Below are 15165 nucleotides of genomic sequence, written 5' to 3' on the forward strand. Positions count from 1 at the left end.
ATGATTTATGAAGGAAGTCTACTATTTTGGGTTTCTTATTCATCATTTTTTATTATTACTTCTCCATCATTAACCACCTTCCAACTTGAAAGATTTTTAGCATGGTTATTTTCAACCTATACCATAGTTTCTTGTATTTCAATTTGGAGATTTGCCAATTTAAAATTTCCTAAAATTGAAAAACTACTATTCGCTATATTTCTTATTGCAACAATTGTATTTATTTCGACTCCCGACCTATATCTTAAACAAGCCATTCAAGCCTTTTTTATAATAAATATGATTGTTTTTTTATTAGAAAATTCCACTTATCCATTTTTAATTTATAAATCTAAGCAAATTGAAATTTATTTAATGGCTGCTTTACATGCTTTCTTTGTGCCTGTTGCATTACATGATGCTTATATAATATTGACGTATCAAAATGAATTTTGGTCGCCATTTATTACACCATTTACTGCTATATTTTTAGGATTATTATTAGGACTCAGATTGTATCGCAATAATAATGTGATTTCTAAATTCAACCAAACACTGACTGAAGAAATTAATCATGTAACACTTAAATTAAGTACATCATTAAATTCTCAATATAAACTCGCTTTAGATAATATTCTACTACAAGAAAGAATTAACTTATCAAGAGATCTTCATGATGGAATTGGTGGTTCACTTGTACGTTCAATTGAATTTGTGAATAGAAATGAGCATCTAGAAAAAGATAAATTTTTATCAATTCTAAAGCTACTTCGTAATGATCTACGACAAATTATTGATCAAGGCTCTAGTTTAGATGCTCAGACACCTGAAAACCCAATTTTATGGGCGGCTTCTACCCGATACAGATTCATGGAAATCTTTGATGAACTTTGTATTGTTGCACATTGGAATTTACCACTGGAATGGATTTATCCACCAACCTCTTTGCAATGTTTAACCTTAACTCGCGTACTTGAAGAAGCACTAACTAATATTTTAAAACATAGCCATGCAAAAATTATCCATATATCTCTCATTCAAACCCAAAATGATTTAACGCTAAATATAGTAGATGATGGTATTGGATTCGATACCGATTTGGTCTCAAATGCTGCACATGTAGGATTACATAGTATGAAAATGCGAGTGATCCGCCTTGAGGGTCTATTTGAAGTTAAATCTTCAAGTAATGGAACAATCATTAAAGTAAGATTTAAAAAATCATAAAAACTATATTGTAATAAAGCTTATTATTCATTTTTATTAAAGAAATGGTGCGGCCAGCGGGACTCGAACCCACGCCACAGGCTTCGGAGACCTGTACTCTATCCAGTTGAGCTATGGCCGCATGCTTGTGAATGCGCACATCATAACAAAAAAAAGCAGAAGGTAAAGCACCTATATATAAGTAACTATTTTTAGTGCTTATACTTTATACAACGTTCTAAATTTACAACAGAGTATTTCTCTTTATTGGCTTGGTTTCTGAACCAAGATCACTCACAATATGCCTATTATTCACCTAGCGAGAAATACATGACTGATGCACTAGTGCTAAAAGATCTGTCTAAGACCTATAAAAATGGTTTTCAAGCTTTGAAAGGCGTAAGTTTAACTGTACCAGAAGGCGAATTTTATGCACTTCTAGGACCAAATGGTGCAGGAAAATCAACGACCATTAGCATCATCAGCTCATTGACTAAAAAAACTTCGGGTTCTGTAGAAATCTTTGGTCATAATTTAGATACCCATCCATCGCAAGCAAAACAATGTCTTGGTATTGTGCCTCAAGAATTTAACTTTGGTCACTTCGAAAAAACATTCGATATTTTAGTGACTCAAGCAGGTTATTACGGCATTCCTAAGAAAGTTGCAGAACAACGTGCAGAACAATATTTAGAAAAATTGGGGCTTTGGGATAAACGAGCAGTTCAAGCTCGCATGCTTTCAGGCGGTATGAAACGTCGCTTAATGATTGCCCGTGCCATGATGCATAATCCTAAACTTCTTATTCTAGATGAACCAACAGCAGGCGTAGATATTGAACTTCGACGTTCTATGTGGGATTTCCTCACAGAAATGAATGATCAAGGCACATCTATTATTCTTACGACACATTATTTAGAAGAAGCAGAAATGCTGTGTCGTCGAATTGCAATAATTGACCGTGGTGTAATTAAAGAAGACACCTCAATGAAGAACTTCTTAAATCAACTTAATGAAGAATCTTTTATTTTTGATTTAGCACAACCGATTCAAGCTCCTGCTTTAGACATTATTGGTGTGCATTTCAATTTAATCGATGCTGTGACGTTAGAAGTTACTATGGATAAAGCGCATAGCTTAAATGAACTCTTCCAATTACTTGAAGCTCAAGGAATACAAGTTCGTAGTATGCGTAATAAGTCGAATCGTCTTGAAGAGTTATTTGTCAAAATGGTCGAAAAAAATCTAGATGGAGTAGCGCAATAATGAATTTCACTCAACTTAGAGTTGCGCTTTATACCCTTGTTCATAAAGAAATCCGTCGTTTTATGCGCATTTGGCCACAAACGTTATTACCACCTGCAATCACCATGAGCCTTTATTTCGTGATTTTCGGTAATTTAGTCGGGTCACGCATTGGACAAATGGGTGGCTTTAGCTATATGCAATTTATTGTGCCTGGTTTAATTATGATGGCGGTTATCACCAATAGCTATTCCAACGTATCTTCAAGTTTCTTTAGTGCTAAATTTCAAAAAAGCATTGAAGAATTGATTATGAGCCCTGTACCTCTGCATGCCATTTTATGGGGTTATGTTTTAGGTGGTGTTGCTCGAGGTGTACTTGTTGGTATTATTGTTACAGCAATGAGCTTATTTTTTACAGACCTTTATATTACCAATTGGTTTGTGACTATATATACAGTACTTATCACCTCTTTCTTATTTTCATTAGGTGGTTTTATTAATGCTGTTTATGCAAAGTCATTTGATGATATTTCAATTATTCCAACCTTTGTACTTACACCACTCACCTATTTAGGTGGCGTATTTTATGCCATTTCAGCATTAAGCCCATTTTGGCAAAATCTATCTTTAGTTAACCCTATTGTTTATATGGTCAATGCTTTCCGTTATGGCATTTTAGGTCATAGCGATGTGAATGTTGCTCTATCTTTAACAGTCATTACATTATGTTGTGCTGTGCTTTATGGCATAGCGTACTATTTACTTTCTCGTGGTTCAGGAATGCGTGAATAATGAGCGTAGAAAAATCTTTATTGGGTAAAGACACCCATTACCCAACACAATATCAACCCGATATTTTATTTCCCATCTCTCGTGAACAAGCACGTGAGTCTTATAGTCATATCAATCATATTCGTCAGGGTAAGGATTGGTGGCATGTTTTTGAAATTTCATGGTTAAACGCACATGGAATTCCTCAAGTGGCGATTGGTCGTTTGACACTTCCAGCATCATCACCCAATCTCATCGAATCGAAATCTTTAAAGCTGTACTTTAATAGTATGAACTTTACCAAGTTCGACTCTAAAGAAGCTTTTATTGCTACTGTAGAAAAAGATTTATCTGCGGCTGCCGAAGCTGAAGTGACAATTGACTTATTTGATGCAAATGATTTAGACATTGCACAGCCTGAAGGCATTTGTATTGATGATCTTCTACCTGAGCGTTTGGAAAATCATCCAGATTCTTCTTTATTAAAACTTGATGATTCAAATGAAGATGTTGAAGTTCAGCTTTATTCACATTTATTAAGAAGTAACTGTCCAGTCACTGGACAACCCGATTGGGGTACTGTATTTATACGATTTAAAGGTAAAAAGCCTTGTTACAGAAGTATCTTGGCTTATATCATTTCGTATCGTCAACATAACGGTTTCCACGAACAATGTGTGGAACAAATGTTTGCCGATATTTGGCAAAACCTGAAACCTGAAAAGTTAATGGTTTATGCAACTTATACACGTCGTGGCGGTTTAGATATTAATCCATGCCGTGTATCTGACTTAACATGGATGCCTCGCCCAATTCGATTGGCGCGACAGTAAAATAAACAACATTGAGGTTGAACAACTATGCCATTTTTTGGATTTATTCCATCTAAAGAACTTTTAGACAGCATTGAAATAGCACAGCAAAAGAAAAATTCAAGTGAGCCACTTTATCCACTACGTGATAAAACAGCTTTACTCATTAATGATGAGATTATTGATGCAATTTTGACTGAGCTTGTTCGTCATTTTCCACCAAGTGATAAACGAGATACCGCTGAAAAATTGGCAGGTTATGTGAAATCTACTGTTGCAGTTTTACTTAAACAGCTCATGAGCAAAGCTTCTAATGATGTTGTGAAACAATCTATTGAATTTTCAAAAAGTAGCTTATTTAAAGATGCTGATGGAAATTTACGTGTTGGTGAAAATCTAGATGCAAGTTTGGTGACAAACTTAAAGATGACTTTCGCTGAAATTAAAGCTGGAAATGATGTGAATAAAGCAGCTTTGTCAGAATTGTATAAACAATTTGCTGAAGCAACTGTTCGTCACTTTATGATCGACTTTAATAAAACACTCGATTTAGGCATGATTAAACGCAAAGCTGCCGATCTTGGTGCTTCTGCCGTAACAAAAGCCGTGCATATTGCAACCGACAAAATCTTTCTTAATTTAACTAAAGATGAATTACTGACTGTTGCTGAATATCATGACAGTTTGTTTCACAACTAAACACCTTTATTCTCTTATCTCCATTAAAACCTAGCATTGCTAGGTTTTTTTGTATCAATATTTTTAGATTCATTATCACTCTATAATTTCCTGTGATAGCATCCAAAACATTACAATTAATCCTATATTTAGCTATGTCTTCAGACATCCAGTATAAATTTTTGCGCTATTCGCCTCGAAACGGTTTAGGCAAATCAAATAAAATGTCTTTTTTCCAACGTCTACATTTAGACCCTTGGCTGTGTTTGTATATTTCACTTACTGCTTTACTTGGGTTTGTCACGCTATATAGTGCATCTGGTGAAAATGTACTCATGCTATCTAAGCAAATCATGAGCTTTGGCATTGGTTTTATTGTGATGTTTATGCTTGCACAAATACAACCTAAAATTTATGAATCTTTTACACCGTTCTTTTATGGTTTTGGCTTGCTTGCATTAGCAGCTGTCTTTGTTATTGGTGAAGTGCGTATGGGCGCACAGCGTTGGATCGACATTCCTGGTTTTGGTAGCGTTCAACCCAGTGAATTTATGAAAATTGCTATGCCAATGATGGCTGCATGGCATTTATCAAGAAGAAGCTTACCACCGTCTTTCTTTCGTATTATTATTACTTTAGCACTCACCGCTTTACCATTCCTCATGATTGCAAAGCAACCCGATTTAGGCACATCTGCATTAGTGCTTGCCAGCGGGATTTTTGTTCTTTTCCTAGCTGGCTTATCCTGGCGTTTAATTGCTGTTGCAAGCACGGCTGTTGCAATTGTTGTTCCCTTTCTTTGGGAGTTTTTACTACACGATTATCAAAAGAAACGGGTCATGACTTTATTCAATCCTGAAGCAGATGCATTAGGATCGGGTTGGAATATTATTCAATCTAAAATTGCCATTGGTTCTGGCGGTATTTCGGGTAAAGGTTTTTTATCAGGTACACAATCACATCTACATTATTTACCCGAAGGTCATACAGACTTTATTATTGCGGCATTTTCCGAAGAATTTGGTTTTATTGGCATTCTTATCTTAATGCTACTTTATTTTGCAATTATCATGAGAACTATGCAAATTAGCATGTGTTCTCCAGATAATTACGGTAAATTGCTTTCAGGTGGCTTAGGACTCGCCTTTTTTGTCTATGTTTTTGTGAATGCAGGCATGGTTAGCGGTATATTACCTGTTACGGGAATCCCTTTACCGTTTATGAGTTATGGCGGTACGGCAATTATTACGTTAATGGCATCTTTTGGCATCGTTATGTCAATCCACACACACAGATAATATGTTTGGAAATTTGTATTTATGTTTACTCAAAAATTTTATAAAAAAATAATGCATTTACCTTTAATACTCGGGGCTTTTTCACTAACGAGTTTTTGTCATGCCAATGACTTTAAATCAAACCCTGAGTACCAAAACTTTAAACAAAAAACCATGCAAACTTACGGTTTAAGTGATGTTCAAATAGATTGGGCAATGAATGGCGCCAAGAATCTTCCCAATATTATTAATATCATGAATCGTCCAGGTGAAAGTAAACCTTGGTATTCATACAAAACTAATTTTCTATCCGAAGGTACGATTCGTCGTGGTGTTACATTTAAAAGCCAATATGCAGATACATTAAACCGTGCTGAACAGCAATTTGGTGTGCCTCAATCCGTTATTTTGGGAATTTTAGGCGTAGAAACAGGTTATGGCTCAAATAAAGGATCTTTTATTACCCGAGATGCTTTGGCAACTTTAGGCTTTGGCTATGAACGTCGCGCACAATACTTCCAAGATGAACTCGCTGCACTCATTGCTTGGTCTTATAAAGATGGCGTTGCTGCAAACTCAATAGTCGGTTCTTATGCAGGTGCTGTTGGTTATCCTCAATTTATGCCAAGTAACATTCCAAGATTTGGTTTGGACTATGACAACAACGGACATGTCGATTTAAGAAACTCCGCGGTTGATGCGATTGGTTCTATTGCAAATTATTTAGCACAAAATGGTTGGCAACGTGATCAACCAATTGCCTTCCAAGCGCGTTACACAGGTAACAATCCTGATTCCATTATTTCTCAAGATTTAAAACAACCGATCCCTTATGGTGTTTTAAAAACACAAGGAATTACCCCACTTAACCCACTAGTCAAAATTGACGACCTAGATTTAGTGAATGTAATTCAACTTCAAGAAAGCTACGGACCTGTTTATTACATTACTTATCCAAACTTTCAGGTCATCACGACATATAACAAAAGTCGCATGTATGCCACAGCACTATGGCTTTTAGGTACCGAAGTTACTGGTCGTTAAGGCCAGCTTTTTAATCCATACAAATAAAGTCAAGAATTTTATTTGGTTTATTGATTATTTTTTAAGCATAATATATACTCTGTTACATATTTGTTTATTTTTTAATCAAACAAACTACGCTTTTGATACTTTTTACAACTATTTGTAGATTCAGACTAGACACCTTTGTATCTGGATGAATATTATCCTACTCGTCAAATGTAGTTGCAAAAGTGAAAAATTTGGCATCACCTCTACTTTTCAATATCACAAATTATTGAAAATTTAGAAAAAAATGCCTAGGAGTTTAATCAATAATGCATTCTTCGCTGAAATATTTAATAGCCACATCTACTGTCTTATTTAGCTTAAGTCAGTCGCAAGCAGAAATGGTGCAATCTTCATCATTTATTCATGAGTCTGAAAATTCAGGTTTAGCTGCTCGTGTGCTTAATAAAGATGCTCAGAATTTTAATTCTCATCTTTCTAATCTTAATAGCCTTTCAATCACCGAACGTTCTGCCGACAAAATTCGTCGTCAAACTATTGCTGCGAAAATTGAAATTCCAGCAGAAGAGCCTTCTGTGATTGAAAAGTTAAACTCTGTTGCTTCAAATACAGTTCGTAAGTTTAGCCAAACAGGTGTTGCTTCTTGGTATGGTCGTCAGTTCCATGGCCGTAAAACAGCAAGTGGCGAAACATTCGATATGAATGCAATGACTGCTGCTCACCGCACATTACCTTTAAACTGCTACATTCGTGTAACAAATAACGCAACCGGTAAAAGTGTCGTTGTAAAAGTAAATGACCGTGGCCCATTCCATGGTAACCGTGTTCTAGATTTATCTTATGGCGCAGCGAAGCAACTTGGCTTTACAAGTGCAGGTCAAACTAAAGTAAGTATTGAGCGTGTAGCAGGTCCAAACTCTTAAATTTCACTTAAAACTATATTTGACAAAAAGCCACGAAAACGTGGCTTTTTTTTAAACTTACAATTACAAGTCAAGATATCTACAACAAAACCCCTTAAATTTCGCTCTCCATTCTCACCTAAGGTGGTTTTTGATTTTTTTGCTACCTAACTAGCTCTTTCAAAAAATAGAGCTTAAATTTCGCAAAATATAGCCTTTTGTTTTTTTAACTTTATTTAATCGTTTTCCCATTATGTTTTAACCATCCATCTGGGTGTTTTTTTCGTGGATCATGATGCGTCCAATGTACAACACCACCTTTTGCGGAATACTCATATTCGCCAAAAAATTGAACAACATCCCCCTTACTCAAATGCTGAAGACGTGATGCCAAATCAATATTATGTGCAATCAAAATAGTCTGCCCACTCTCTAATTCTAAAATAAATTTTTGATGTCTCGAACCTTCGTTATCATCGGGTAATATTGCTACAACTTTTCCAACACCTTCAACCTGAACATTACTGAGTTTATTTTTAAAAGCATTTTCAATAATGCGCGTTCCACTCTTTTGCGCAGATGAAGCAACTTGTACTACTTTGCGTTCAGAAGGTTTATTTTCGTTGGACAGTTGATCAACAGTATTGTTTTGCTGGATATCGTTTTGCTGAACATCCATACCAAAATATGCAGCAACCAATACTGCAACAACCCCACCTATTGTTAAATTTGCTTTATTCGCCATAAGATTTTCCTATTTTTATTTATTTTAATCATAAAAAAAGCCCCGTATGGGGCTTTTTTTAAATAATTTACTTATTCAGTAAAATTATTTAGCAGCAGCTTGAGCAGCAGCAACTTCTTCTGCAAAGCTCATTTCAACTTTCTTCTCAATGCCTTCGCCTACTTCAAAGCGAACGAATTGAGCAACTGTAGTACCAGTTGATTTAAGAATTTCTGAAACTTTCTTATCGTTGTCAATTACGTACATTTGACGCTCAAGAACAACTTCGTTCAAGTATTTCTCAACTGAACCAGTTACCATTTTCTCTACGATGTTAGCAGGCTTACCTGATTCAATCGCTTTAGCTTCAGCAATTTCTTTTTCTTTCGCGATAAGCTCAGCAGAAACACCTTCAGCATTAACAGCAACTGGGTTGAATGCAGCAATGTGCATAGCCAAACCTTTACCAGTAGCATCATCACCAGCGTAAGAAACAACAACACCGATACGAAGACCGTGTTTGTAAACTGCAAGGTTGTCGCCTTCAACGATAGTTGCGCGACGCACTTGGATGTTTTCACCGATTTTTTGAACAAGAGCAATACGCGCTTCTTCAACAGTTGCGCCATCTTCAAGTTTCAATTCAGCAATTTGAGCAGCATCAGTTACGTTAGCAGCAAGAGCAGCAGCAGCAACTTTAGCAGAGAAACCAGCAAAGTTTTCGTCTTTAGCAACGAAGTCAGTTTGACAGTTAACTTCTAAAATTAGCGCTTTATTACCCGCTTGAGCAATTGTGATTGCGCCATCAGCAGCAATGTTACCTGCTTTTTTAGCTGCTTTTGCTTGACCAGATTTACGAAGGTTATCAATCGCTAATTCGATGTCACCACCAGCTTCTGTCAAAGCTTTTTTACATTCCATCATTGCAAGACCAGTACGATCGCGCAATTCTTTAACCATGCTTGCTGTAACTGCAGTCATGAGAATCTCCTAAATTCGGTAGAAAATGAATTCTTTTTAGAACAGAAACGGCCCAAAGGTATCCAATGGGCCGTCTGCATACATAACGCTTAGTTTGCCACGATCACATGTCGCAAAAATGACAAGCCTGCGTCAAACGCATTAAGCCTCAGAAGCAGGAGCTTCTTGAGTTTTAGCTTGTGCATTTGCTTGTGATTGAGCATATTCTTTACCAGCAAGAATAGCATCAGCCATAGCAGAAGCATAAAGTGTTACTGCACGGATCGCATCATCGTTACCAGGAATAACGTAGTCTACGTTGTCTGGGTTAGAGTTTGTATCAACGATACCGATTACAGGAATACCAAGGTTTTTAGCTTCTTTGATTGCAATTGCTTCGTGATCAACGTCGATTACGAATAATGCATCAGGTAAACCACCCATGTTTTTAACGCCGCCAAGACCACGTTCAAGTTTTTCCATTTCACGAGTACGTTCTAAAGCTTCACGTTTAGTAAGCTTAAGGAAAGTACCATCTTCAGATTGAGCTTGAAGGTCTTTTAGACGGTTGATTGACTGACGAAGAGTTTTCCAGTTAGTCAACATACCACCTAACCAACGGTGATCAACATATGGTTGACCAGCGCGTTGAGCTTGTTCACGAATGATCGCAGAAGCAGCACGCTTAGTACCAACGAACAATACTTTGTTCTTTTTGCTAGCTAAGTTGTTAACAAAGTTCAAAGCATCGTTTAACGCAGGAACAGTGTGCTCAAGGTTAATGATGTGAATTTTGTTACGTGCACCAAAGATGTATTCACGCATTTTTGGATTCCAAAAACGTGTTTGGTGACCAAAGTGCGCGCCTGCTTGAAGAAGGTCACGCATACCTACGTTGTAATCTGCCATTTTCTTTACCTTAAATGTTTGGGTTAGGCCTCCATATATCCGCATTCTCCACCTTTATAAAAAGGCACCCAGAGATATGTGTCGATATATGTGCGGATTTTATTGCCCCATCGCACAAAGCCCGTGAAATTAATTCACGAAAAAGCATTTGATAAAATGGGCGGCTATTTATACCATAGTCACATATAAATTTCCAAAAGTTTTTAAAGATCATGAGCAATACTTACGAAGCACCCCGTCGTTTAATTAAATCTGCGGAAGATATCGAGAAGATGCGTGTTGCAGGTCGACTGGCTGCAGAAGTCTTGGATATGATCAAACCGCATATTGTTCCAGGTGTAAGCACACTTGAACTTGATACGATTTGTCATGACTACATTGTCAATAAGCAAGATGCAATTCCTGCATGCTTAGGCTATGGCGCAGCCCCTGGTCGTCCTGCATTCCAACATGTAATTTGCACATCTGTGAACCATGTTGTGTGTCACGGTATTCCATCGGAAAGTAAAATTTTGAAAAAAGGCGACATCTTAAATATTGATGTAACCGTGATTAAAGATGGCTTCCACGGCGATACCAATATGATGTACATCATTGGTGGTGAAACATCTATTCTTGCAAACCGTTTATGTAATGTTGCGCAAGAAGCAATGTACCGTGGTATGGCAGTGGTTAAGCCGGGTGCAACAATGGGTGATATTGGTCATGCCATTCAAAAATATGTTGAATCTGAACGTTTCAGTGTAGTGCGCGAATACTGTGGTCATGGTATTGGAACAACTTTCCATGATGAACCACAAGTACTTCATTATGGTCAACCAGACACAGGTATGATTTTAGAAGAAGGCATGACATTTACCATTGAACCTATGGTGAATGCAGGTGTTTGGCAAACTAAACTTTTAGGCGATAAATGGACTGTAGTTACTAAAGACCATAAGTTATCTGCGCAATATGAACACACACTTCTTGTAACAAAAACAGGTGTAGAGGTTTTAACAGCTCGTCCTGAAGAAGATTTATCTCGTTTTAATGTTTAATTTAGAATATTAAATGACAGAAAAATGGTTACTTAGGTAGCCATTTTTTATAACTAAATTTTATTGATTGATCAAATATAATTGATCGTTATTACATCTCGAATCGAATACTATAATTAAAAGCAAAAAATATTCACGGAAGAAATATGTCGAACACTCAATTCTCCAAGCCATTAATCTATATGTTAATTGGTAGTGCCATAATTTTGGCACTTTCATTGGGTGTACGACATGCTTTTGGTTTGTATCTTGTTCCAATGAGTCATGAATTTGGTTGGGGGCACAATGTTTTTAGCTTAGCCATTGCCATGCAAAACTTAATTTGGGGTGCAGCTCAACCATTTACAGGTGCATTGGCAGATAAATACGGCAGTAAAATTGTTGTGGCTATAGGTGGTTTTCTTTATGCGGTTGGCTTATTACTTATGGCGGTCAGCTCAACAGGATTACTACTCAATTTAAGCGCAGGTTTAATTTTAGGTTTAGCACTTTCTGCAACCTCTTTTTCTGTTTTACTTTCTGCTGTTGGTCGCGCTGCACCACCTGAAAAACGTAGCTTAGCAATGGGTATTGCAAGTGCAGCAGGTTCGTTTGGACAATTTATAATGTTGCCATCGACCCTACTCCTTTTACAAAATATTGGATGGTCTGCTGCATTGGTTGTAAGCGCCATTCTGATTGCATTCATTGTGCCTTTAGCATTCATGCTCAAAGCCCCTGCATATCAAGATCCAACTGCTCAAACATCTGCAAATACTAAACCTGCACTTAGCTTTAAACAAATTTTGGTCATTGCTAAAAATCACAAACCGTTTTGGTTCTTGGCTTTAGGCTTTTTAGTGTGCGGTTTCCAAGTGGTCTTTATTGGTATTCACTTACCCGGTTATTTAATAGATCACGGCTTTAATGCAACAACAGGAACAGTTTTCTTAGCACTTGTTGGTTTATTTAATATTGTCGGAACATATAGCGCAGGTTGGCTTGGTGGAAAATACTCAAAACCTATGCTTTTAATGTGGCTTTACGGATTGCGTGGTGTCGCCATTATCGCTTTTTTATTGCTTCCACTTAGCGTATGGACAGTTTATGCCTTTGGTATCATTATGGGCTTATTGTGGCTATCTACTGTGCCTTTAACCAATGGTATTGTGGCAAATATGTTTGGTATTAAATACCTTTCAATGCTCAGCGGTATTGTATTTTTTACCCATCAAATTGGTTCATTCTTTGGAGGATGGCTAGGTGGCGTAAACCATGATATGACAGGCAATTACAATATGATTTGGATGTTCTCTATTGTATTAAGCATAGTCGGTGTTATCGTACATTTTTGGGTGAACGAGGAAAGTATTGTTCATGACTGATTCATTATTTTGGATGAAATTTCTCATTCGCTGTGGCATTGTTATTCTCTTTGCCATAGCGCTTTCTTTGTGGCTTAAAACCCCTCAATTATTTGAATATTTCAATCAAGCTTTTTGTGCACATTAAGCTTGAATATTCAGTTTTAAATATAAAAACGACATATCTTTAAAATTTCCAAACTTAGCATTTCTTTTAATTTCATATTTCCCATGAATTTGCATACATTCTAAGCAAGATAAAAATGTGAAAAAATAAAATGACCGCTTTAACACAACTTTCTCAAGCAATTAAAGATGCGCCCCGTTGGCATCAAGAAGATCAATTTCAAAACTCAAATGAAATTAAAATTGTGCCACTTGAAAATGAAGCATTAGGTGCTGAAGTGTGGGGACTCGATGCGCGCAAAGCACAATCGGGTGAAACCATTTATAAACTAAAACAAGCGTTGGCTGAACACTTAATTCTCATCTTTAAAAACCAAGTTTTAGATGACGCGCAATACTTGTCTTTCGCAAGTTATTTTGGCCCAATTTTCCGCCCAACAGCAGACAACCCTGTTTTAGGTTATCAAGCAGATACAGGCACACCACCTGATGTTGTTCCAGTTTCCAATGGTGTCGATCAAGGTGATTACACGGGTCATTCTGAGCTTTCGCCACATGCAGATCATCAATGGACACCACCGCCCTCTTTTGGTTCTTTGCTGTATGCCATTCAGCTTCCGCAAGATGGTGGTCAAACCACGTGGTATAACACCATTAAAGCTTATGATGCGTTGGATGATGAAACCAAACAACATATCGATCAGCTTCAACTTATTACGTATAACCCATTTGTACGCGCGCAAAACAATAAAGGCTGGAATAGTAATAAAACAGAAATGCCACATTATCGCTTTAAAGATCAACCAATCATTGGTCATGCGTATGCACATCCGCTTGTACGTACTCATCCTGAAACAGGTCGTAAAGCACTTTGGCTCAATACACGTACTGAAGTTGAATTGGTTAATTATGATGATTTAGCAGGAAGTGAGCTTATTGCTAAATTACGTGAACATTTACTTAAACCCGAATTTCAATATGAACATCATTGGCAAGCGGGAGATATTGTATTTTGGGATAATCAAGTCACGCTACACTCTCGCAAAGCTTTTCCACCTGAACAAAAACGATTATTAAAACGTATTAGCCTTGCAGGTGGTCGACCTTTCTAATAAGTAAGAATCACCCATTAAAATAAAAAAAGGGAGCTAAATACTCCCTTTTTTTGATTAATTCATATCTAAAGTTTTAAATTTTTCTAATAAGAAATTAAGCAACTCTCTTACTGCTGGCAACATTCCTTGTCTAGATGCATAAGCAACATGTATCACCCCTTCAGGAAGTTTCCATTCAGGACACAATTCAATAAGCTCACCCGATTTTAGTTCATCTTTCACAAATATTTTGGGTAAAGATGCGATACCAATACTCGCCAATGTTGCAGATTTCATTGCAGAAAAACTATCTGTTTTTAAGCGAGGTTCAAATGGAACTTGCTTAATAACATCGTCTGTTTCATGTCTAAAATCCCAATAATGCTTTGGTCGGTTAAAACCAATTTTCGGTAAAGTCGACAAGTCATCTAAAGTTTTGGGTATTCCAAATTCATTTAATAACGACTGAGATGCAACAAGCACATGTTCCCATGCATCCAAACCTCGTACAACTAAATCACTATCTTCTAAAGGTAGATGACGTACCCGAATCGCTAAATCAATACCTTGCTCAATAATGTCTATGCGCTCATTGGTTGCAATTAATTTCACATGTACATCTAAATGCTGTTGCATAAATTCAACAACCATTTTCCCAACAGGAAATTCCACCAAAGCAACAGGACAAGAAATATTGACTGTTCCACAAAGCTCATCTTGCAATGTACTGTGAATAAAATTTTCAGCATCGCTCACATTTTCTAGAATTTTCAAGCAATGTTCATAGAACTGTTGCCCAATTTCAGTCACCGCAAATTTACGCGTATTTCGCTGAATTAAGCGCACAGATAAACGCTCCTCTAAACCACTGATGTGTCTAGAAAGCTTTGATTTTGTAATAGATAAAGCTTCACTTGCCTTACTAAAACCTTGGTATTTTACTACCTGAACAAAATAGTAATAGTCGTTTAAATTTTGCATAATTGTTGCATTTTTGGAATTATCTGTTGAATTAATCGCCCTGTCATTCTTGAACTATACCGCAATAATAAGAGCATAACGATA

The 15165-nt window shown here is 36.8% G+C and carries 15 protein-coding genes and 1 tRNA gene; 11 read left to right on the plus strand and 5 right to left on the minus strand.

Going from position 1 to position 15165, the window contains the following annotated elements:
- Positions 1-1206 (plus strand): sensor histidine kinase (locus A6M14_RS06950; RefSeq protein ID WP_152874253.1); only part of this gene is annotated, 1206 nt, incomplete at its 5' end.
- A gap of 45 nt (positions 1207-1251) precedes the next feature.
- On the opposite strand, the gene A6M14_RS06955 is transcribed toward A6M14_RS06950, so the two are convergent.
- Positions 1252-1327 (minus strand) — tRNA-Arg (locus tag A6M14_RS06955).
- Positions 1328-1515: 188 nt separating this feature from the next.
- Here A6M14_RS06955 and A6M14_RS06960 point away from each other — a divergent pair.
- From A6M14_RS06960 to A6M14_RS06990, 7 genes are all read left to right on the plus strand, one after another.
- Positions 1516-2451, plus strand: a complete 936-nt coding sequence (locus tag A6M14_RS06960) for an ABC transporter ATP-binding protein (RefSeq protein ID WP_152874254.1) — start codon at positions 1516-1518, stop codon at positions 2449-2451.
- Positions 2451-3224 (plus strand): ABC transporter permease, encoded by a 774-nt coding sequence (locus tag A6M14_RS06965; protein ID WP_152874255.1) that lies wholly within the window; start codon positions 2451-2453, stop codon positions 3222-3224. Before A6M14_RS06960 ends, A6M14_RS06965 begins: the two co-directional genes overlap by 1 nt.
- Positions 3224-4036, plus strand: a complete 813-nt coding sequence (queF, locus tag A6M14_RS06970; protein ID WP_152874256.1) for an NADPH-dependent 7-cyano-7-deazaguanine reductase QueF — start codon at positions 3224-3226, stop codon at positions 4034-4036. Before A6M14_RS06965 ends, queF begins: the two co-directional genes overlap by 1 nt.
- A gap of 27 nt (positions 4037-4063) precedes the next feature.
- Positions 4064-4714, plus strand: coding sequence for a hypothetical protein (locus A6M14_RS06975; protein WP_152874257.1), 651 nt, complete (start codon positions 4064-4066; stop codon positions 4712-4714).
- 134 nt (positions 4715-4848) lie between these two features.
- Positions 4849-5991, plus strand: a complete 1143-nt coding sequence (gene rodA / locus A6M14_RS06980) for a rod shape-determining protein RodA (protein ID WP_152874258.1) — start codon at positions 4849-4851, stop codon at positions 5989-5991.
- A gap of 21 nt (positions 5992-6012) precedes the next feature.
- Positions 6013-7014 (plus strand): lytic murein transglycosylase B, encoded by a 1002-nt coding sequence (gene mltB / locus A6M14_RS06985; RefSeq protein WP_152874259.1) that lies wholly within the window; start codon positions 6013-6015, stop codon positions 7012-7014.
- Positions 7015-7310: 296 nt separating this feature from the next.
- The gene (locus A6M14_RS06990; RefSeq protein ID WP_152874260.1) at positions 7311-7925 is read left to right on the plus strand and encodes a septal ring lytic transglycosylase RlpA family protein; all 615 of its coding nucleotides are present in this window, start codon (positions 7311-7313) and stop codon (positions 7923-7925) included.
- Between the two features lie 211 nt (positions 7926-8136).
- Here A6M14_RS06990 and A6M14_RS06995 read toward each other — a convergent pair whose 3' ends face one another.
- From A6M14_RS06995 to rpsB, 3 genes are all read right to left on the minus strand, one after another.
- Positions 8137-8649: a DUF3465 domain-containing protein gene (locus A6M14_RS06995; RefSeq protein WP_152874261.1), complete on the minus strand. Its 513-nt coding sequence runs from the start codon at positions 8647-8649 to the stop codon at positions 8137-8139.
- A gap of 84 nt (positions 8650-8733) precedes the next feature.
- Entirely contained in the window at positions 8734-9609 is an 876-nt protein-coding gene (gene tsf / locus A6M14_RS07000) for a translation elongation factor Ts (protein ID WP_152874262.1), read from the minus strand.
- Positions 9610-9750: 141 nt separating this feature from the next.
- Positions 9751-10497: a 30S ribosomal protein S2 gene (gene rpsB, locus A6M14_RS07005; RefSeq protein WP_152874263.1), complete on the minus strand. Its 747-nt coding sequence runs from the start codon at positions 10495-10497 to the stop codon at positions 9751-9753.
- 212 nt (positions 10498-10709) lie between these two features.
- On the opposite strand from rpsB, the gene map reads away from it, so the two are divergent.
- The 3 genes from map to A6M14_RS07020 all read left to right on the plus strand — a co-directional run bounded on the left by map (position 10710) and on the right by A6M14_RS07020 (position 14118).
- A complete protein-coding gene (gene map / locus A6M14_RS07010; protein WP_152874264.1) occupies positions 10710-11537 on the plus strand; it encodes a type I methionyl aminopeptidase in 828 nt (275 codons plus the stop codon).
- 146 nt (positions 11538-11683) lie between these two features.
- Complete coding sequence (locus tag A6M14_RS07015; protein WP_152874265.1) at positions 11684-12901, plus strand: MFS transporter; 1218 nt, start codon at positions 11684-11686, stop codon at positions 12899-12901.
- A 257-nt stretch (positions 12902-13158) separates the two neighbouring features.
- Entirely contained in the window at positions 13159-14118 is a 960-nt protein-coding gene (locus A6M14_RS07020) for a TauD/TfdA dioxygenase family protein (RefSeq protein WP_152874266.1), read from the plus strand.
- Positions 14119-14175: 57 nt separating this feature from the next.
- On the opposite strand, the gene A6M14_RS07025 is transcribed toward A6M14_RS07020, so the two are convergent.
- Positions 14176-15081: a LysR substrate-binding domain-containing protein gene (locus A6M14_RS07025; RefSeq protein WP_152874267.1), complete on the minus strand. Its 906-nt coding sequence runs from the start codon at positions 15079-15081 to the stop codon at positions 14176-14178.
- Between the last annotated feature and the right edge of the window lie 84 nt (positions 15082-15165).

Source organism: Acinetobacter portensis, assembly GCF_009372215.1.
Classification (GTDB): Bacteria; Pseudomonadota; Gammaproteobacteria; order Pseudomonadales; family Moraxellaceae; genus Acinetobacter; species Acinetobacter portensis.